The sequence below is a fragment of the Streptomyces sp. NPDC020747 genome (genome assembly GCF_044334695.1).
Taxonomy (GTDB): Bacteria; Actinomycetota; Actinomycetes; order Streptomycetales; family Streptomycetaceae; genus Streptomyces.
The window spans coordinates 130,137-149,808 of record NZ_JBIRTJ010000005.1 but is presented as its reverse complement, the minus strand read 5'-3'; the positions used below and the strand labels follow the sequence as shown (position 1 = coordinate 149,808).

General features: G+C 71.9%; 18 protein-coding genes. 9 read left to right on the top strand and 9 right to left on the bottom strand.

Annotated features, from left to right (window positions below; all coding sequences use genetic code 11):
* The first annotated feature begins 121 nt into the window (after positions 1–121).
* Positions 122–418: a hypothetical protein gene (locus ACH4YP_RS15810; protein ID WP_361060157.1), complete on the top strand. Its 297-nt coding sequence runs from the start codon at positions 122–124 to the stop codon at positions 416–418.
* Between the two features lie 111 nt (positions 419–529).
* On the opposite strand, the gene ACH4YP_RS15805 is transcribed toward ACH4YP_RS15810, so the two are convergent.
* Together ACH4YP_RS15805 and ACH4YP_RS15800 are read right to left on the bottom strand one after the other, a co-directional pair.
* Positions 530–1,237, bottom strand: coding sequence for an RDD family protein (locus ACH4YP_RS15805; RefSeq protein WP_361060155.1), 708 nt, complete (start codon positions 1,235–1,237; stop codon positions 530–532).
* A 61-nt stretch (positions 1,238–1,298) separates the two neighbouring features.
* Positions 1,299–2,894, bottom strand: coding sequence for an RDD family protein (locus ACH4YP_RS15800; RefSeq protein WP_398490891.1), 1,596 nt, complete (start codon positions 2,892–2,894; stop codon positions 1,299–1,301).
* Between the two features lie 252 nt (positions 2,895–3,146).
* Between ACH4YP_RS15800 and ACH4YP_RS15795 the strand changes: the two genes are divergently transcribed.
* Positions 3,147–3,620: an SsgA family sporulation/cell division regulator gene (locus ACH4YP_RS15795; protein WP_361060151.1), complete on the top strand. Its 474-nt coding sequence runs from the start codon at positions 3,147–3,149 to the stop codon at positions 3,618–3,620.
* A gap of 82 nt (positions 3,621–3,702) precedes the next feature.
* On the opposite strand, the gene ACH4YP_RS15790 is transcribed toward ACH4YP_RS15795, so the two are convergent.
* On the bottom strand, positions 3,703–5,118 hold the full coding sequence (locus tag ACH4YP_RS15790) for an FAD-binding oxidoreductase (RefSeq protein ID WP_055617025.1): 1,416 nt from the start codon (positions 5,116–5,118) through the stop codon (positions 3,703–3,705).
* Between the two features lie 103 nt (positions 5,119–5,221).
* On the opposite strand from ACH4YP_RS15790, the gene ACH4YP_RS15785 reads away from it, so the two are divergent.
* Entirely contained in the window at positions 5,222–6,703 is a 1,482-nt protein-coding gene (locus ACH4YP_RS15785) for a tetratricopeptide repeat protein (protein WP_398490890.1), read from the top strand.
* 69 nt (positions 6,704–6,772) lie between these two features.
* On the opposite strand, the gene hppD is transcribed toward ACH4YP_RS15785, so the two are convergent.
* Positions 6,773–7,918, bottom strand: a complete 1,146-nt coding sequence (gene hppD, locus ACH4YP_RS15780; RefSeq protein WP_361060147.1) for a 4-hydroxyphenylpyruvate dioxygenase — start codon at positions 7,916–7,918, stop codon at positions 6,773–6,775.
* Positions 7,919–8,041: 123 nt separating this feature from the next.
* Between hppD and ACH4YP_RS15775 the strand changes: the two genes are divergently transcribed.
* The 5 genes from ACH4YP_RS15775 (at position 8,042) to ACH4YP_RS15755 (ending at position 12,337) form a co-directional block, all read left to right on the top strand.
* On the top strand, positions 8,042–8,515 hold the full coding sequence (locus ACH4YP_RS15775) for an Lrp/AsnC family transcriptional regulator (protein ID WP_055617039.1): 474 nt from the start codon (positions 8,042–8,044) through the stop codon (positions 8,513–8,515).
* Positions 8,516–8,567: 52 nt separating this feature from the next.
* Entirely contained in the window at positions 8,568–9,215 is a 648-nt protein-coding gene (locus ACH4YP_RS15770; protein WP_361060144.1) for an ABC transporter permease, read from the top strand.
* Between the two features lie 79 nt (positions 9,216–9,294).
* Complete coding sequence (locus ACH4YP_RS15765; RefSeq protein ID WP_361060179.1) at positions 9,295–10,512, top strand: betaine/proline/choline family ABC transporter ATP-binding protein; 1,218 nt, start codon at positions 9,295–9,297, stop codon at positions 10,510–10,512.
* Positions 10,509–11,372 (top strand): ABC transporter permease, encoded by an 864-nt coding sequence (locus ACH4YP_RS15760; RefSeq protein ID WP_361060142.1) that lies wholly within the window; start codon positions 10,509–10,511, stop codon positions 11,370–11,372. Before ACH4YP_RS15765 ends, ACH4YP_RS15760 begins: the two co-directional genes overlap by 4 nt.
* The gene (locus ACH4YP_RS15755) at positions 11,369–12,337 is read left to right on the top strand and encodes a glycine betaine ABC transporter substrate-binding protein (protein WP_398490889.1); all 969 of its coding nucleotides are present in this window, start codon (positions 11,369–11,371) and stop codon (positions 12,335–12,337) included. Before ACH4YP_RS15760 ends, ACH4YP_RS15755 begins: the two co-directional genes overlap by 4 nt.
* Positions 12,338–12,368: 31 nt before the next feature.
* Here ACH4YP_RS15755 and ACH4YP_RS15750 read toward each other — a convergent pair whose 3' ends face one another.
* From ACH4YP_RS15750 to ACH4YP_RS15740, 3 genes are all read right to left on the bottom strand, one after another.
* The gene (locus ACH4YP_RS15750) at positions 12,369–13,160 is read right to left on the bottom strand and encodes a S16 family serine protease (RefSeq protein ID WP_361060138.1); all 792 of its coding nucleotides are present in this window, start codon (positions 13,158–13,160) and stop codon (positions 12,369–12,371) included.
* 88 nt (positions 13,161–13,248) lie between these two features.
* On the bottom strand, positions 13,249–14,358 hold the full coding sequence (gene menC / locus ACH4YP_RS15745) for an o-succinylbenzoate synthase (protein ID WP_398490888.1): 1,110 nt from the start codon (positions 14,356–14,358) through the stop codon (positions 13,249–13,251).
* A complete protein-coding gene (locus ACH4YP_RS15740; RefSeq protein ID WP_361060135.1) occupies positions 14,355–15,221 on the bottom strand; it encodes a chorismate synthase in 867 nt (288 codons plus the stop codon). The genes menC and ACH4YP_RS15740 overlap by 4 nt, the downstream gene beginning before the upstream one ends.
* 154 nt (positions 15,222–15,375) lie before the next feature.
* On the opposite strand from ACH4YP_RS15740, the gene ACH4YP_RS15735 reads away from it, so the two are divergent.
* The gene (locus ACH4YP_RS15735) at positions 15,376–16,926 is read left to right on the top strand and encodes a helix-turn-helix domain-containing protein (RefSeq protein WP_361060133.1); all 1,551 of its coding nucleotides are present in this window, start codon (positions 15,376–15,378) and stop codon (positions 16,924–16,926) included.
* On the opposite strand, the gene dapE is transcribed toward ACH4YP_RS15735, so the two are convergent.
* Together dapE and ACH4YP_RS15725 are read right to left on the bottom strand one after the other, a co-directional pair.
* The gene (gene dapE / locus ACH4YP_RS15730; protein WP_398490887.1) at positions 16,916–18,046 is read right to left on the bottom strand and encodes a succinyl-diaminopimelate desuccinylase; all 1,131 of its coding nucleotides are present in this window, start codon (positions 18,044–18,046) and stop codon (positions 16,916–16,918) included. The genes ACH4YP_RS15735 and dapE overlap by 11 nt on opposite strands.
* Entirely contained in the window at positions 18,043–19,497 is a 1,455-nt protein-coding gene (locus ACH4YP_RS15725) for an amino acid permease (RefSeq protein WP_361060131.1), read from the bottom strand. The genes dapE and ACH4YP_RS15725 overlap by 4 nt, the downstream gene beginning before the upstream one ends.
* Between the last annotated feature and the right edge of the window lie 175 nt (positions 19,498–19,672).

The following is a 19,672-nucleotide window of genomic DNA, read 5'->3' as shown; positions in this document are numbered from 1 at the left end:
GCCGGATTTCCGGTGGTTTGCCAACCGGACACCGTTGTCGAACCCCAGATTCTTATCCGCACCCTCCCCCATCGCGAGAGGCACGGGGGGAGACCCCCACCCCCCGAGGATCGGAATAGCCATGCCTCGTCCGACCGCCGCACAGCTCGCCTACGGTTCCTGCACCGTGATCTTCTCCACGCTCGCCATGCTGCTGCTGTCACAGACGAGTTCGGGCCTGGGAGTCGTGGTGATCGCGCTCTCCGCCCTGGTGCTCGGCCTCCTCGTGGCCATGACGGTTCCGGTACCGAAGCCCGCCGCGCCGGCGGCGGCCGTTGCCCGGCCCGCGACCACCACCGTCACGGAACGCCGTTTCCCGGTGCGGCGCGAGACCGTCGCGGCCGCCGGCGCACCCGAGCCGGTCCGCGAGCGCGCCTGAGCCCAACCAGAACGCCCGGAACCAGTACGCGAACCGGCGGGCCCGTTGACCACGGACCCGCCGGTCGTCTGTGCCGCCTGTGGACTCAGCCCGTGCTGACTCCTGTGGAACTCAGCCCGTGCTGACCACCACCGTCTTGGCCGCCTTGTCGTGCAGGCCCTGCTTGTAGGGCTTGTCGAAGAAGCTCCAGCCGCCCGAGATCGCGGTCCAGATGCACGCGCAGCAGAAGGCGAACGGCAGCCACAGGACCAGTGCGCGGACCAGCGAGGTCTGCACGGAGGGCGTGGCGCCGTTGTCGAGGTTCGCCACCCGCAGGTGCAGCCACTTCTTGCCGAGGGTCTGCCCCGCCCTGGCGGTCATGACGGTGTCGTAGCCGACGTAGAGCACCGCGGCGACCAGCGCCTGGCCGAACGACCTGCCGTAGTCGATCCTGTCCGTGTCCACGTCGTACTCGTTGACGTTGAAGGCCCACGTCACCAGCCACACCACGATGACGACGAGGATCATGTCGATGATCCGCGCGAGCGTCCGCTTGCCGCTGTCGGCCAGCGGAGGCATCCCGGCCAGCGGGTCGTTGCCGTACGGACCGCCGCCGTAAGGGTCACCACCACCGCTGCCGTACGGATCACCGCCGCCGTAGGGCGGGGGCGGCGGAGTGGCGCCGTACGGGGAACCGGTGCCCGGCGGAGGCTCGTTGCCGTACGAGGGGTCGAACGGCGGGCCCTCGCCGGGTGGCGTCGGCTGCTGTCCGGACGAGCCATCGTCCGGCTTCTTCTTGAACGGATCGTCATCCGGCGGGGGCGGCGGCTCGGTCGTCATGTCCCGAGTCGACCGCGAACCCTCCGACTGCGCAATGGGGGGCGGCCGTCCGGGGGACCGGTCAGCCCGCGACGAACGTGTGGGCCGCCTTGTCGTGCCAGCACTGGCGCCACGGGCGGTCGAACGCGCCCCACAGGACACCCACGACACCGATGGCGAGGAGGCCGGGAACGCTGTAGACGAGCCAGCGGCGCAGCGCCAGACCGAACGACGGCGGGTCGCCGCCCTCGATGTCCCGCACCTGGAGGCCGCACAGCTTCTTGCCCAGGGTGCGGCCCCACTTGGCGGTGGGCAGCGCCTCGTAGAGGACACCGAAGAGGAGCAGTACGGCGAGGATGATGCCGAGGTAGACCGCGGTGGTGCCGTCAAGCAGCCAGACCGTGACGGTCTCACCCGACAGCTTGGCCGCGTCGATCTTCTCGTTGACGTGGTCGAGGGCCCTGGTGCCCAGCGGAACGGCGGCCGCGCCGGTGACGGCGGCCAGCACGAGCGTGTCCACGAGCCTGGCCGCGAAGCGCTTGCCGAGTCCCGCCGGGCGCGCGTTCGCCTGCGAGCGGGCCACCGCCTGGAACGGGTCCTCCCGCACCGGCTTCCACGGCACGACGGGCTGGTCCTCGTCCGGCCCGGCCAGGCGGTGCACCTGCTGGGCCCAGGAGGGCTGCCCACCGCCGACACCCGCGGCCATGGGGGCACCGGAGCCGGACTGCGGAGGGGTTCCGGGGGTGGGCTGCTGCGGGGTCGCGGGGGCGGCCGGGGAGGTGACTGCGGGGCCCTGGGGGGCCGCCTGGACGGGGCCCGCCTGTGCCTGGGCCGCGGCTGCCTGGGCCGCCGCGGACTGGGAGGCGGAGGGCTGGGCCGCTGCAGGCTGCGCCCCGCGCTGCTGTCCCTGCTGTCCCCCGCGCGGTACGGCCCTGAAGGTCATCGTGCCCTCGGAGGCGAGAGGTTCGCGGGAGCCGGGGACACCACCCGAACGGTCGGCGCCCGAGACATGCGCGCGCCCCGCGCCCATGGCTCCGGCCGCGCCCGCTCCCCCGGCGCCCCCGGGTCCGGCGGAGCCCGCCGCTCCGGTGGGCCGCACCGGTCCGGTGGGCCTGCGGAACACCACCGAGCCGCCGGAGCCCGGCGGCTTGAGGCCCCCTGAGCCCCCGTCGGACCCGGCAGCGGCACCGGGCTGGGACTCGGACTCGGGCGAGTGGAACGTGGCCATGCCGTCCGTGTGGTCCGACCTGCCGTCGGGCTGGGACGGCAGAGCGGGCCCGGCGGACTCGGCCGACTGCTCGGTGGGAACGCGGGGATCGGGCTTGCCCCAGCGGATCCGGCGGTCCGGGTCGCCGCCGAAGCCGGTCTGCCGTGAGCGGTCGGCGCCCCACGCGGTCGCGGGCTCGGGCCGGCTGCCGTGCTGGGCGTCGGCGGGCGACGGGCTCGCGGCCGGCGGGTCCTCGTCGAAGAAGTGCGGGCCCGTCTCCTCCGTGGAGGCGGGCACGGACCGCTCGTCCGCGGGCGACGAGAGCGGCTCGCCGCCGGACGGCGCCGGCCGGCTGGTGCCCGGCACCCACGAGGCACCGTTCCAGTACCGGACATATCCGGGAATGGAAGGGTCCGGGTAATACCCTTCGCGGGGCCTGTCGTCGCCGGGGGCCGGGGTTGGGGCGCTCATGTCCGTCGTCCCGTATCTGCTCGGGGGTCGTGTTGAGCGTCCACATCTATCAGACCGGCGCGAGCACCAGTGCCGCTCCTGGCGTACCTACCCCCTTCGAGCAAGGTTCCGCCACGTTTTCCGGCCGCTTCCGGTCGGGTGTGGGCGGCTTCGGAAAAAGTTCCGCGAACCCGCGTAATGCTTCGCGGCCCGTGCCCTCTCAACTCGTACGGGCCCGCTCACCGGGCCCCCGGACGAGAGGAAACGCACGACATGTACACCGTGGTGGAGCGCGAGCTCGAACTGAAACTGGTCCTGTCCCCCGAGCGCAGCATCCCGGTCCCGGCCCGGCTGAGCTACCGCACCGACGATCCGTACGCCGTCCACATCGCCTTCCACATCGGCTCGGACCACCCCGTGAACTGGACGTTCGCGCGCGAGCTGCTCGTGGAGGGGGTGTTCCGGCCGTGCGGGCACGGGGATGTGCGGGTGTGGCCGACGAAGGTCGCCGGGCGGAGCGTGGTCCTGATGGCGCTGAGTTCACCCGACGGGGACGCGCTGCTCGAAGCGCCCGCCGCGCAGGTGTCGGCCTGGCTTGAGCGGACCCTGCGGGCCGTGCCCCCGGGCGCCGAGGCCGAGCAGCTCGGTATCGACGACGGCCTCGCCGAGCTGCTCGCGCCCACCCCGGCCGACGACCTCTGGCTGCGCGACCCCTGGCCCTCGGACGAGTCCAAGGACGGGGAGTGAGACGGAGGAGGGGGAGAGGGAGGCGGGTGAGAGGGAGAGGAGCGAGACACGGAGGAGGTGGGTCAGAAGAGTTTTCCGGGTCTCAGAAGAGCTTGCCCGGGTTGAGGATGCCGAGCGGGTCGAACGCCGTCTTGATCGCCCGTTGCATCTCCACGCCCACCGGACCGATCTCGCGCGCCAGCCACTCCTTCTTGAGGACGCCCACGCCGTGCTCGCCGGTGATCGTGCCGCCGAGTTCCAGGCCGAGGGCCATGATCTCGTCGAAGGACTCGCGGGCACGCCGGGACTCGTCGGGGTCGCCCGCGTCGAAGCAGACGGTCGGGTGGGTGTTGCCGTCGCCGGCGTGTGCGACGACCCCGATGGTCAACTGGTACTTCTCGGCGATCCGGTCGACCCCTTCGAGCATCTCGGCGAGCTTCGAGCGCGGTACGCACACGTCGTCGATCATCGTCGTGCCCTTGACCGCTTCGAGCCCGGTGAGGGACAACCGGCGTGCCTGGAGCAGCAGTTCGGACTCGGCCGCGTCGTCCGCCGGTACGACCTGGGTGGCGCCGGCCGCCTCGCAGAGCGCGCCCACGGCCGTCAGGTCGGCGGCAGGGTCGAGGGTGTCGAAGGCGGCGAGGAGCAGGGCCTCGGTGGACTCCGGCAGGCCCATGTTCGCCATGTCGTTGACGGCCTTCACCGTCGTACGGTCCATCAGTTCGAGGAGCGACGGCACATGGCCGCCCTCCATGATCCGGCAGACCGCGTCGCAGGCGGCCGCCGCGGAGGCGAACTCGGCGGCCAGCACCAGCTGTTGGGGCGGCTGCGGCCTGAGGGCGAGAGTGGCCCGTACGACGATGCCGAGCGAGCCCTCGGAGCCGACGAAGAGGCGGGTGAGGTCGTAGCCGGCGACGCCCTTCGCCGTACGGCGGCCGGTGGACATCAGGCGCCCGTCGGCGAGGACCACGTCCAGCCCGAGGACGTACTCGGCCGTCACCCCGTACTTCACACAGCACAGGCCGCCGGACGCCGTGCCGATGTTGCCGCCGATCGTGCACATCTCCCAGCTGGAGGGGTCCGGCGGGTAGTAGAGGCCGTGTTCGTTGACGGCGCGGGAGAGCGTGGCGTTGATGACGCCCGGCTCGACCACCGCGATGCGGTCGACGGGGCTGATCTCCAGGATCCGGTCCATCTTGACGAGGGACAGCACGATGCAGCCCTCGGAGGCGTTGGCGGCGCCCGACAGACCCGTACGGGCGCCCTGCGGGACCACCGGGATCCGCAGTTCGGTGGCGACGCGCATGACGTGCTGGACCTGCTCGACGGTGCGCGGCAGCACCACGACGGCGGGGGTGCCGGCCTCGCAGAAGCTGGCCATGTCGTTGGCGTACGAGCTGGTGACGTCCGGGTCGGTGAGGACCGCCTCGGCCGGCAGACCCGCGAGGAGACGCTCGGCGAGGCTGCCCGGCGCCACGGTGTCTTCATCGGGACGGGCTTCGATACGGCTCATGATCACAGCGTCGCACTCGGGGCCATCGGTGTGAACCCCGCCCGCGAGGGGCTTTCCGCGCCGGGGTGGTGGCCGGGTGTGCTCTTCGTATTGGCGCACAGTGAGCCGCATGGAGAGCGGCATGGGAAAAGAGCTGGCCTCGGGTTCGGCGGGCGGTCCGGGGGGTGACCCGGCGGGTGGTTCGGTGGGCCGTCCGGCGGATGGCTCGGCGGGCGGTTCGGCCAAGAGGCGGACGCTCGCCGGTGTCGTCGTGGGATGTGCCGTCGTGGGGTGTGCCGTGCTGGGCGGGGTGCTGATGGTGGCGCCCCCTGGGCGCGGCGGGCCGTCGCCCGCGCCCGGTCCGGTGGCTCGGGCCGAGACCGCCGTCGGGGCCGGGACGCCCGCCTCGCTGCCCGATCTGGTCGCGCTGATCGGGGACCGCGAGGCGCATCTGCGGGCCCATCCGGGTGATGTGCGGTCGTGGGCGGTGCTCGGCGCGGCGTACGCGGAGCGGGGTGAGCGGACCGGCGACGCGCGGTTCTACCCGAAGGCCGAGAAGGCGTTGCGTACGTCGTTGCGGGCGAAGCCGAAGAAGAACGTGGAGGCGTTCGACGGGCTGGCCGCGCTCGCCAATGACCGGCACGACTTCCGGGCCGCGCGGAAGTGGGGCGAGGCCTCGGTGGCGGCCTCGCCGAAGCGGTGGACGGCCTATCCGGCGCTGATCGACGCGTACCGGGGGCTCGGCGAGTTCAAGGCCGCGGACAAGGCGCTGGCCAGGCTCGTCCGGCTGCCGAAGGGGGCGGCGGCGCCGAGGGCGCGGGTGCTGACGCGGGCGGCCCTCGTGTACCGGGACCAGGGGCAGCGCGAGGACGCCGCCGCCGCGCTCTGGGACGCGGTGGCGCTCGCCTCCGCTCCGGCCGAACGGGCGGACTGTCTCGTCGGGGCCGGGGAGTTGGCCTGGGAACGCGGGGAGCCCGCCGAGTCGCTGCGCGCCTTCGAGGCCGCTGTGCGGGCCGATCCCGACGGGCACGCCGCGCTCGCCGGGCAGGGCCGCGCGCTGGCCGCGCTGGGACGGACCCCGGAGGCCGTGAGCGCGTACCGGGCCGCGTCGGAGAAGCGGGCGCTGCCCCAGTACGCCTGGGAGCTGGGCGAGTTGTACGAGTCGCTGGGGATGGGCGGCGAGGCGCGGGCCGAGTACGACGTGGTGCGGACGCGGGTGCGGGAGGGCGCCGCCGGCGGGGTGAACTCCGCTCTCGTGGCGGGTCTCTTCGAGGCGGACCACGGTGACCCGGAGGCCGCCGTCCGGCTGCTGCGGGAGGAGTGGGAGCGGCATCCCTCCGCGGCGGTCGCGGACGCGCTGGGGTGGGCGCTGCATCGCGCCGGGCAGCACCAGGACGCGCTCGTCTTCGCCACGAAGGCCACGGACAGGCAGCACGTGGGCGCGGTCCGCAGCGCGCCCCACGCGTACCACCGGGGCATGATCGAGCGGCAGTTGAAGCTGGAGGGACCCGCGCGCCGCCATCTTGAGGAGGCGCTGCGGGTCAATCCGTACTTCTCGCCGCTGGGTGTTCCGGTGGCGAAGGAGGCGTTGGGGGCACTGGGTTCGGTGTGAGTCGGTGTGGCTCGGTGTGACAGCGCCCCCAACGGCCCTGCGGGTTACGGCACTTACAGGTCGCGGCGCTTACAGGTTGCCGCGCTTCTCCTGCTCCCTCTCGATCGCCTGGAAGAGGGCCTTGAAGTTGCCCTTGCCGAAGCCCATCGAGCCATGGCGCTCGATGATCTCGAAGAAGACCGTCGGGCGGTCCTGGACCGGCTTGGTGAAGATCTGGAGCAGGTAGCCGTCCTCGTCGCGGTCGGCCAGGATCTTCAGTTCGCGCAGGGTGTCGACGGGGACGCGGGTGTCGCCGGCCCACTCGCCGAGGGTGTCGTAGTAGGAGTCCGGGGTGTCGAGGAACCGGACGCCGGCCGCGCGCATGGTCCGTACGGTCTCCACGATGTCGTTCGTGTTGAGCGCGATGTGCTGGACGCCGGCGCCGCCGTAGAACTCCAGGTACTCGTCGATCTGGGACTTCTTCTTGGCGATGGCGGGCTCGTTGATCGGGAACTTGACCTTGAGCGTGCCGTCGGCGACGACCTTCGACATCAGGGCGCTGTACTCGGTGGCGATGTCGTCGCCCACGAACTCCTTCATGTTCGTGAAGCCCATGACCTTGTTGTAGAAGGCCACCCACTCGTTCATGCGGCCGAGTTCCACGTTGCCGACGCAGTGGTCGATGGCCTGGAAGGTGCGGTGGGCGGGCGGCTCGACGATCGGGTCCGCGGCCGTGAACCCGGGGAGGTAGGGGCCGTCGTAGCCCGTGCGCTCGACCAGGGTGTGGCGGGTCGTGCCGTAGGTGGCGATGGCGGCGAGTACGACAGTGCCGTGCTCGTCCTTCAGCTCGTAGGGCTCGGTAACCGGACGGGCGCCGTGCTCGACGGCGTAGGCGTACGCGGCGCGGGCGTCCGGGACCTCGATGGCGAGGTCGACCACGCCGTCACCGTGCTCCGCCACGTGTTCGGCGAGGAAGTGGCCCCAGGGGGTGGCTGCCTTGATGACGGAGGTGAGGACGAAGCGGGCGGAGCCGTTCTCCATGACGTAGCTCGCGGTCTCGCGGCTGCCGTTCTCCGGTCCGGAGTAGGCGACCAGCTTCATGCCGAAGGCGGTGGAGTAGTAGTGCGCCGCCTGCTTGGCGTTGCCCACGGCGAAGACGACCGCGTCCATTCCCTTGACCGGGAAGGGGTCTGCCTGCCGCGCGGTCTCGGGGGTGTGGTGAGTGGTCTGAGTCATGGCCGCAGGCTCTCTCCCTTCGGCAAGGTGCGCAATAGTTTGCGGATCTACTGGGCAATATGTTCAGTGAAATGCCTGTCTGGTCGGGCTTTGTGTACAGGATGACCACCTCGGGAGGCCTGCATGGCGATCGATCATCTGGACGGGCGGCTGCTGGTGCTGCTCGCGCGGGAGCCGCGGATCGGTGTGCTGGAGATGTCCCGGCGGCTCGGGGTCGCGCGCGGGACCGTGCAGGCGCGGCTCGACCGGCTTCAGTCGAATGGAGTCATCCGGGGGTTCGGGCCGCAGGTGGATCCCGCGGCACTCGGCTATCCCGTCACCGCCTTCGCGACGCTGCAGATCCGGCAGGGCCAAGGCACGGACGTACGGGCGCACTTGGCGACCGTGCCCGAGGTGCTGGAGCTGCACACGACGACGGGCGGCGGGGACATGCTGTGCCGGCTCGTGGCGCGGTCCAACGCCGATCTTCAGCGGGTGATCGACCGGGTTGTCGGTTTTGATGGCATCGTCCGGGCCTCCACGGCGATCGTCATGGAGAACCCCGTACCGCTGCGGATCATCCCGCTGGTGGAGCAGGCCGCGGAGGACGACGACTGAGGCGACAGTGACGACCGAGAGTGCCGACTGAGGCGACAGGGGTGAAAAGCGGGTGAGCTTCTGGGAGTACCTGGGCAGTCGCCATCAGCAGCTCCTCGCCGACGCCTATCAACACGCCAGCGCCGTCTTCCAGTGCATGGTCGTCGCCACGGTGATCGGCGTGGTGGTCGGTGTCGCCACCTACCGGAGCGAGTGGGGCGGGAACCTGGCCACGACCACGACGGCGACCCTGCTGACCATCCCCTCGCTCGCCATGATCGGTCTGCTCATCCCGATCGTGGGGCTGGGGGTGCCGCCCACGGTGATCGCGCTGACCCTGTACGGACTGCTGCCGATCGTGCGCAACTCGATCGTGGGGCTGCGCGGGGTCGATCCCTCGCTCGTCGACGCGGCCACCGGCATCGGGATGTCGCGGCTCGCCCGGCTCCTGCGGGTCGAACTGCCGCTCGCCTGGCCGCCGATCCTGACCGGGATCCGGGTCTCCACCCAGATGCTGATGGGGATCGCCGCGATCGCCGCCTATGCCTCGGGACCGGGGCTCGGCAACGAGATCTTCCGCGGCATCGCCTCCCTGGGCAGCAAGAACGCGCTCAACCAGGTGCTCGCGGGCACGCTCGGGATCATCGTCCTGGCCCTGCTGTTCGACGCCGCGTACGTCCTCATCGGGCGGCTGACCATTCCCAGGGGGATCCGTGCCTGAGCCGACCACCGGCACCGCCACCACGTCGACCACCGCGACCGCCACGACGACCGGGGCCAACGCCACCACCGGCGCCACCATCGAGCTGGAGAACCTCACCAAGCAGTACGCGGGGAGCCCCGACCCCGCCGTGGACAGCGTCAACATGGAGATCAACGCCGGTGAACTCGTCGTCTTCGTAGGCCCCTCGGGGTGCGGGAAGTCCACCACCCTGAAGATGATCAACCGGCTGATCGAGCCCACAGGCGGCCGGATCAGGATCGGTGGCGAGGACGTCACCCACATGGACCCCGTGAAGCTGCGCCGCAAGATCGGGTACGCGATCCAGGCCTCGGGGCTCTTCCCGCACATGACGGTCGCTCAGAACATCGCCCTCGTACCGAGGATGGTGGGGTGGCCGAAGGCGCGGATCAACGCCCGCGTCGAGGAGATGCTGGACCTGGTCGGTCTCGACCCGGGCGAGTTCCACGGGCGCTATCCGCGGCAGTTGTCCGGCGGGCAGCAGCAACGGGTGGGCGTGGCACGGGCGTTGGCCGCCGATCCGCCCGTGCTGCTGATGGACGAGCCCTTCGGGGCCGTGGACCCCATCACCCGTGACCACCTCCAGGACGAGTTGATCCGGCTTCAGCACGAGCTGCACAAGACCATCGTCTTCGTCACCCACGACTTCGACGAGGCGATCAAGCTGGGCGACCGGATCGCCGTGCTGCGGGAGCGGTCGCACATCGCCCAGTTCGACACCCCGGAGGCGATCCTCACCAACCCCGCCGACGACTTCGTGTCCGGGTTCGTGGGCGCCGGGGCCGCGTTGAAGCGGCTCAACCTGTCGCGCGTACGGGATGTGGAGATCACCGGCTATCCGACGGTGACCGTCGACGATCCGCTCCAGGAGATCTTCAACAAGCTGAGGTCGAGCGGTACGAACGAGATCCTGCTGCTCGACCGGCGCGGGCGGCCCTACAAGTGGCTGCGGCGCGGGGACCTGATGCGGGCCAAGGGCTCGCTGGCCCGCGCGGGCACGCTGGTGCACGACACGGTGACCCGGGACGCGACGCTGCGGGACGCGCTGGAGGCCGTGCTCATCGACAACGCGGGGCGGGTCGTGGTGACGGGGCGGCGCGGGGAGTACACCGGCGTGGTGGACATGGAGACGCTGATGAACTCCGTGCACGAACTGCTGGAGGCCGACCGGCTCGACGCGATGGAGCACCAGCACGAACTGGAGGAGACCCGCGCCGAGCAGACCCATCACGCGCAGGAGGGCATCGGTGGTGCCGGCGGGGAGGCGAAGGCGTGAGGGCCCCGGAGACCGGCCACGACACCGAGGCGGACCCCGACGGCGAGGTCCCCGGGACGGACTCCGGGCCGGACGCAGAATTCGGGGAGGCGGCGGCTCCCCCGCCCGACGGGTCCCGTGCGTCTCGGCTGACCTGGCAGAAGCTGACCCTGCTGCCCGCCGTGCTCACCGTCCTGCTGCTCACCACCTGGCTCTGGTTCCGGCAGGCGGAGCTGGACCCGCTCTCGGAGAACGCGCTGTCGGGCGGCCAGGTGTGGAAGGCGCTGCGGCAGAGCATCGAACTGACCGTGATCTCCACGTTCTTCGTGCTGATCATCGCGATTCCGCTGGGCATCCTGCTGACCCGCAAGGCATTCCGGCAGGCGACCCCGGTCGCCATGTCCGTCGCCAACATGGGGCAGGCGACCCCTGCCATCGGCCTGCTCGCGCTGCTCGTGATCTGGCTGGGCATCGGGCAGCGGGCGGCACTGATCGGCATCATCGCGTACGCCGTCCTGCCCGTCCTGTCGAACACGATCGCCGGGCTCAAGGCGAACGACCCGACGCTCCTTGAGGCCGCCCGGGGCATCGGAATGTCGCCCGCGGGAGTGCTGGCCCGTGTCGAACTGCCCCTCGCCGTACCGCTGATCCTCGCCGGTGTCCGTACCGCGCTCGTCCTGAACGTGGGCACGTCGACCCTCGCCACCTTCGGCGGGGGCGGCGGTCTCGGCGTACTGATCACGACCGGGATCACCAACCAGCGGATGCCGGTCCTGGTGCTCGGCTCGATCCTGACCGTGGCCCTCGCGCTGCTGGTGGACTGGCTGGCCTCGCTGGCCGAACTGCTGCTCAGCCCGCGCGGGTTGGAGGCGGGGACATGAGACGGCGTACGGGTCTGGTGGCCGCCGGGGCGCTGCTGGCGGCCTCGGCCGGGTGCGGACTGACCAGCGGCTCGCCCATGGTCGACGACGTGGAGCCCGGCTCGATCGGGCAGGGGCAGCCGCTCAAGGGCGCCGATCTCACCGTGACGTCCAAGGAGTTCACCGAGCAGCTGATCCTCGGCGCGATCATGGGCATCGCCTTCCAGGCGGCCGGCGCGGACGTACTGGACCGCACGGGCATCCAGGGCTCCATCGGCGCCCGCGAGGCCGTCAAGAGCGGGGACGCGGACGGCATGTACGAGTACACGGGCACCGCCTGGATCACGAACCAGGGCAACAGCGAGCCCATCACCGACCCGCGCAGGCAGTGGGAGGCCGTGCGCGAGGCCGACCTGAAGAACGGGCTGACCTGGCTGCCCCCGTCGGCGCTGAACAACACCTACGCCCTCGCCATGAACCAGGCCAACTTCAAGAGGTACGGCACGAAGACCCTCTCCGACGTGGCCGCGCTGTCGAAGTCCGACCCGAAGGCGGTCACGCTCTGCGTGGAGAGCGAGTTCGCCAACCGGGCCGACGGACTACCGGGCATGGAGAAGGCGTACGGCATGAAACTGCCCGCCGGGAACGTCACACAGATGGACACCGGGATCATCTACACCCAGGTGGCGAAGGGGAGTTGCACGTACGGGGAGGTCTTCACCACCGACGGGCGCATCAAGTCGATGAACCTGGTGGTGATGGCGGACGACAAGAAGTTCTTCCCCAACTACAACGTGGCTCCGGAGATCAACTCCAAGGCGCTGAAGAAGTATCCGGCGATCGCGACCGTCCTCGACCCGATCACGAAACGCCTGGACAACGACGTGGCACAGGAGTTGAACGCGCGGGTGGACGTGGACGGGGAGGACCCGCACGCGGTCGCGCTGGACTGGATGAAGGACGAGGGGTTCGTGAAGGAGGGCTGAGCGATGACTCTCCGGCGGGGGGGCGGTTCCGCTAGCAGCTCGGAACCGAGCCCTGCCCCTTCTCCAGGGCCACCAGGGCGGTGATCGCGCCCTTCAGAGTGGTCACCGGGATGAGGCGGAGCCCCTTCGGGAGGTCCGACTTCGCGTCAGAGCACTCCGCCTTCGGGACCAGGAAGACCGTGGCGCCGTCGCGGCGGGCGGCCTGTGTCTTGAGGGCGACGCCGCCGACCGGGCCGACCTTCCCGTCGGCGTCGATCGTCCCGGTGCCGGCGATGACCCGGCCGCCCGTGAGGTCGCCGCCGCTGCCGTCGCCGTCCAGCTTGTCGACGATGCCGAGGGAGAAGAGGAGCCCGGCGCTGGGCCCGCCGACGTCGGCGAGCCTGAGGGTGACCTCGATGTCGTCCGACTGCTCGCCGAGGTGGTTCAGGGCGGCCTCGGTGGCGGTGTCCTGGGACTTCCTCATCTCGTCGGCGTTGTGCTCCTCGATCTCCTTCACGCTGTCGCCGCTCGGGTACACGGAGTCGCGCGGCATGATCGCCTGGTCCGTACGGAACCAGCCGTCGAGCACGTCACTCAGGCTCACGTCCTGGTCGGGGCCCGTCGCCTCGATGGTCGTCATCCGCAGCTGGCCGCGCGTCCTGTGGGTGTCAGCGCCGGTGACCGTGATGACCGGCTCACCCTTGTTCTTACCGAGGACGTTCGCCGTCATCCCGGGCTGGGCCACCGAGAAGGGCAACGGCGCGAACACCGCCGTGGCGAGCAGGGCCACGACGGGAAGGGCGCAGACGGCGACGGCCCGGGGGCGCGTGAGGCGAGAGAGCACAGGATCAATCTAACGCGAGGGCGAATTCCGGCCGGGGCCCGGTCGGCACCGGGGGCCGCCGGCCCCGATCCCCAGCCTCTGCCCCCGGTCAGCGCCCGTGCAGCACCCTGCGAGCCGTGGTGAAGCGGCGCAGGGCGTCCGGCAGCGGCTCGGTCCCGATGCCCGGCGTACGCGGTACCCGTAGCTGACCGTCCTCCAGCACGAACGGCTCGGTGATGTCCTGAGCGAAGTAGCGGCTGGACGCCGAGGTGTCTCCGGGGAGGGTGAAACCAGGGAGGGCGGCCAGCGCCAGGTTCGGGGCGCGGCCGATTCCCGTCTCCAGCATGCCGCCGCACCAGACGGGGACGCCGTGCGCGTGGGCGACGTCGTGGACGCGGCGGGCCTCCAGATAGCCGCCCACCCGGGCGGGCTTCACGTTGACGACCCGGCACGCGTCCATCGCGATCGCGGACGCCGTGTCGCGGGCGCTGTGCAGGGACTCGTCGAGGCAGACGGGGGTGGTGATCCGCCGCTGGAGCCGGGCGTGGGCGTGGAGGTTGTTCTCCTCCAGGGGCTCCTCGATGAGCAGCAGCCCGAACTCGTCGAGCCGGCCCAGGTGTTCGGCGTCCGCGAGCGTGTAGGCGGTGTTGGCGTCGACCTGGAGGGGAAGCAGGTCCCCGAACCGCTCCCGCACGGCTCGTACGGGGGCCAGGTCCCAGCCGGGTTCGATCTTCAGCTTGATGCGTACGTAGCCCTCGTCAAGGTAGCGCTCGACGTCGTCCAGCAACTCCCCGAGGGACTCCTTGATGCCGACCGAGACACCGGCCGGCACCCGGTCGCGCACGGCACCCAGATAGGTCGCGAGCGGCATCCCGTACGCGCGCAGCTCGGCGTCCAGGACGGCCGTCTCCAGTGCCGCCTTCGCCAGCTCGTGGCCCTTGATCTTCGCCATCGCGGGGGCGAGAGCCGCCGCGGTCAGGTCCGGGAGGGCGGCGACGCGGGGCAGCAGGAAGTCGCGGAGCACGATCTCGGCGCCCGCCACGAACTCCGAGCAGTAGAGCGGCTCGGGGTCGGCGGCGAACTCCGACCAGCCCTCGGCCGCGTCCGTGACGACGTGGAGGAGGAAGGTGTCCTTCGTCGTCATGGTCCCGAAGGACGTACGGAACGGGGTGACGAGGGGCAGCGCGATGTGGACGATCTCCACGCGTTCCAGCTTCATGCGGGGGTGCCTTCCTCGGCGGGGAGTTCCTCGACCGCGGGTTCTTCGGGCGCGAGCCCTTCGGCGGCTTCATCGGAGGCTTCTTCGGAGGTGCGGGTCAGCGTGTACCAGCCGTCGCGGGACATCGCCGTGGCCGTGCAGCCCTCGGCGAAGGCCTCCGTGAAGACCTCGCGGACGGCGTGGCGCCAGCGCAGGGCGAGTACAGGGTCGGTGGCACGGAGCTTGACGACGTCCTCGGGCACGCGGCACCAGATGCGGCGGCCGGCCGGGTCACGACGGGCGAGGGGATCGCCGTCGGGAGCGCGGCGGGTGACGGGGGCGGCGGCCCGGTCCTCCTCCGGCGGGGCGGGGCGGTCCGCCTCCCGCGCGGTGGGGCGGGGCCGCGCCAGGTCCCAGGTCACGGTCAGCCGGTCGCTCTCGTCGCCGTCGTTCACGCCGTCGGCCATCGGCCCGTAGAAGTCGACCAGGTACTCCGTGCCGACCGCGCCCAGCTTGACCAGGTTGAAGCGGGCGTTGCGGCCGACGAGCGGGTCGAAGGTCCAGCGCATGGTGCGGGCGCCGCGCTCCAGGGCCCAGGCGCGCTGGGCCTGCTTCACCGCGTGGCCGATCCCGGGGTCGGCGGCGGCGACCAGGGAGTACGTGTCCCGGTGTCCGGGCGGCCCGAAGACGGCGACGGAGGCTCCGGCCAGCCGGCTCCCGTCGTACGCGGCGTGCACCGCGCCGCCCGCGTGGACGAGGCTGTGCAGCACCTCGGCCGGGTACGGCGGGGTGCTGCGCGGGGTCTGCCAGACGTCGCTGAGGAAGTCGGTCACGGCGGCGAGGCCGGTGACGTCGTGGACCGTGCGGATGCTGACCTCTGTCATGGGAACGAGTCTCGGAGCCCACCCCGCCGCCCACGTTGTGCAAGCAGACAACGCTCACGTACGTTCCTGGTGAGATCGGCCAAGCCCACCAATGGCCACCAGGGGCCCACCACGGGCCCTCGGCTCGGCCGGGCCACGACGGAAGGGACTCCCGATGGACGCCTGCACCCTCGGCGACCTGCTGGACGTCATCGGCGGCCCCTCCGTACGCCTGCACACCGCGCCCGCCGGACTCACCGCACCCGTCACCGAGGCGCTGCTGTACGACGCCCACGCGCCGCTGCCGCACGCGCCCGGGGCGCTGCTGCTCGCGGTCGGCGTGCGGGCCGCGGCGGCCGGACCGCTGGCCCGCGCCGCGGCGGAGGCGGGGATGACCGGTCTCGTCGTACGCGGCCCGGGCGGCCCCGTCGCCGAGGCGGAGGCCGCGGGCGTGGCCCTGCTCTCCGTCGACGAGGACGCGGCCTGGCACCACGCCCATCTGCTGCTGGCGTCGGCGATCGGCGCCGGCCCCTCCCCCGCCGGGAACGGACTCGGGGACCTCTTCGCCCTCGCGGACGCCGTCGCCGCGGCGGTCGGCGGTGCCACCGCGGTCGAGGACCCGCGCCAGCGGATCCTCGCCTACTCGACCATCCCGGGACAGGTGGTCGACGAGGACCGCCGCCAGGGCATCCTGGGCCTCCAGGTGCCGGGCAGCCCAGCCAACTCGGAGCAGTACCGGGTGCTGTTCGCGGCGCGGGGCGTGGTGCGGCTGCCCGCGCTGGGCGAGGGGAACCTGCCCCGCCTCGCGGTCGCCGTGCGCGCCGGGGGCGAGACGCTCGGGTCGCTGTGGGTCGTGGACGACGGTTCGCCGGCGGAGGACGCCGAACGGGCGCTCGCGCAGGGGGCGTCCACGGCGGCGCTGCTGCTGTTGCGGGCGCGGGCCGCTCAGGAACTGGCCCGGCATCAGGACGGTGAGCTGCTGCGGCGGCTCCTCGACGGTACGGCGGAGACCGCGACCGCCGCCCCCCGCCTGGGACTCGGCGAGGGCCCGGTGCGCGTGGCGGCGTTCGTGCTCGGCTCCGGAACGCCCGCGCACGACAGCGAGCGGACCTCGCTGCGGCTCCTGGACCTCGTACGGCTGCAGTGCGAGGCGCGGTACGGGCGGCACGCGTGCGTGCTGATGGACGGGGTCGTGTACGCGCTGCTGCCCGCTGTGGGCGAGCGGGGCGGGGCCCGCCATCGTCGGCTGGCCGAGGACATCGTGGCGCGGGCCGGGCAGGCGCTGCGGGTTCCGGTGCGGGCCGGGCTCGGGGAGGTCGTGCCGGGGCTCGCGGACGTCACGGCGTCCCGGGACGACGCGGACCTGGTGCTGCGCGTACTCGGCCCGGAGCTCCCGGTCGCGGCGGCCGACGAGGTGCGTGCGCGGGTCACCCTGCTCAGGCTCACCGAACTCCTCGGCGAGCGGCGGGAGTTGTCGGCGGGCTCGTGGCGGCGCGTGCTGGCGTACGACGCCGAGCACGGCACCGACTACGCCCGTACGCTCATCTGCTGGTTCGACGCCGGCTGCGACATGGCGGGGGCGGCGAAACTGCTCGCCGTGCACCCCAACACCTGCCGCTACCGGCTGCGGCAGGCCCGGCTGCACGTCGGGATCGACCTGGACGATCCCGACGAACGGCTGGTGCTGTGGCTGCAGTTGAGGACTCTGGCCGGGCTCAGGGCGTGACCGGAGGGCGGGGCTTCGCAGGCACGCCGGCCAGCCAGCCCCTGAGCCTCTCCTCGCACTCCCGCAGCTGCGCGAGCGGCACGTACTCCCCGGCCGTGTGCGCCAACACCGGGTCCCCGGGGCCGTAGTTGAGCGCGGGCGTGCCGAGCGAGGCGAAGCGGGCGACGTCGGTCCAGCCCAGCTTCGGGCGCGGCGCGGCCCCCAGTACGCCGACCAGCGAGGCGACCGCCTCCTGGCCGAGCCCCGGCAGGGCGCCCGGCACGACCTCGGTGACGTCGACCTCGTACTCCGGCTCGGGGAAGAGCCCCCGCACGAAGGCCGCCGCCTCCTCGGCCGAACGGCTCGGCGCGAAACGGGAGTTGACGGTGATCACGCACTCGTCGGGCACGACGTTCCCGGCGACACCGGCGCGTACGGCGACGGCGCCGAGCCCCTCTCGGTACTCCAGGCCGTCGATCACGACCCGCTCGGGCGTGTGGTCGGCGAGCCGCTGGAGGACGGGCGCGGCGCGGTGGGCGGCGTTCACTCCCCGCCACGCGCGGGCCGTGTGCGCCCGTTCCCCGCGGACGGTGATGTCCGCCGTCAGCACGCCCTGGCAGCCCGCCTCGACGCCCGCGTCGGACGGCTCCATGAGGACGGCGAGATCGGCCTCCAAAAGCTCGGGCCGGCAACTGGCCACCTTCTGGAGCCCGTTGCGGTCGCCCTCGACCTCCTCGCACTCGTAGAAGACGTACGTCACGTCACGCACGGGTTCGGTGACGGCGGCGGCCAGGCGCAGGGCGACGGCCACACCGCCCTTCATGTCGCAGGCGCCGAGCCCGTACAGGCGGTCGCCCGCCAGGCGCGCGGGCAGGTTGTCCGCGGCGGGCACGGTGTCGAGGTGCCCAGCGATGATCACCCGCTCGGCGCGGCCCAGTTCCGTACGGGCCACGACCGAGTTCCCGACACGCTCCACCGCGAGGTGGGGACAGCCGCGCAGGGCTGCCTCGACACTGTCGGCGATGACCTCCTCCGCGCCGCTCTCGGAGGGGATGTCGACGAGAGCGCGGGTGAGTCCGACGACGTCGGTGGCGAGCGGATCGAGCGGGACCAGAGGAGCCAGGGGGTCGAGGGGGTTCAACTGGCGCTCCCCTGCGGCCGGTTGAGCTTCGAGTGCCGGATCCCGTACGTCCAGTACACCAGCAGCCCGACCGCCATCCAGCCGCCGAACGCGATCCAGGTGTCCGGCCCGAGGCTGAACAGCATGTAGACGCAGAAGCCCACGCCCAGCAGCGGGGTGACCGGCGAGAACGGGACGCGGAAGGAGCGCGGCGCCTCCGGGCTGCGGCGGCGCAGCAGCACCACGGCCAGGTTGACCAGCATGAACGCGAAGAGCGTGCCGATGCTGGTGGCGTCGGCGAGGGCGCCGAGCGGAACGAGGGCCGCCAGGACCGCGATGAAGGAGGAGACGATGACCGTGTTGGCGCGCGGGACGCCGGTCCTCGGGTGGACCCGGGAGAACAGCGGCGGTATCAGTCCGTCGCGGGACATCGCGAAGAGGATGCGGATCTGCCCGTACTGGACGGTGAGCACCACGCTCGTCGTCGCGACGACCGCGCCGACGGAGAGCAGGATCGGCCACAGGCTGCCCCCGCCCACGGACTGCACGAGCACCTGGCTGAGCGTCGCCTCCGTGCCCTCGAACCGCTGCCACGGCATCGCGCCGAGCGCGGCGACCGCGACGAGGACGTACAGCGTGGTGACGACGAGCAGCGAGAGGATGATCGCCCGGGGCAGGTCCCGCTGCGGGTTCTTCGCCTCCTCACCGGCGGTCGACGCGGCGTCGAACCCGATGTACGAGAAGAACAGCGAGGCGGCGCCCGCGCTCATACCGGCCGCGCCCAGCGGGAAGAGCGGCGTGAAGTTCCCGGCGCGGAACGCGGTGAAGGCGACCGCGCAGAACATCACGAGCGCGACGACCTTCACGGCGACCATGACCGTGTTGACGACGGCGCTCTGCCGGGCGCCGCGCAGCAGCACGACCATGGAGAGTACGACGATGAAGGCGGCCGGGATGTTCAGCAGGCCGCCGTCGCCGGGCGGGGCACTGAGCGAGTCGGGGAGCGTGACGCCGACGGTGAGGTCGAGCAGCTCGTTGACGTACTGGCCCCAGCCGACGGCGACCGCGGCCACCGACACCCCGTACTCCAGGATCAGACACCACCCGCAGACCCAGGCGACGAGTTCGCCGAGCGTCGCGTAGGTGTAGCTGTACGAGGATCCGGAGCCCGGGATCATGCCGGCCAGCTCGGCGTACGACAGGGCGGAGAACAGCGCGGTCGTCCCGGCGACGAGGAACGACACGACGATGGCGGGACCGGCCTTTGGCACCGCCTCCCCGAGCACGACGAAGATGCCCGTACCGAGCGTGGCACCGATGCTGAGCAGCGTCAGCTGCCAGAGCCCCATGGTCCGCCTGAGCGGACTGTCGGCCGCGTCGGCGACAAGCGCCCCCACCCCCTGCCGCCGCGTCAGCCGCCCGGCAACCCCTTGCCCCTGCCCCGCCCCGGGCGGCGCCCCAACCGTCTTCACCCTGACTCCCTCCACCGTTCCCTACCTGGCCCCTGATGATGGAGAGCGAGCGGCAGGGCCCGGTGGGCGAATCGGCCAGAGCCGGGGGCAGGACTTTGGCCACAGGGCCAAAGCCGCGGACGGCCTGGAAACACGGGGCTGGAGGTGCGGGGAACGGCCCGTTGTTCAGGGCACG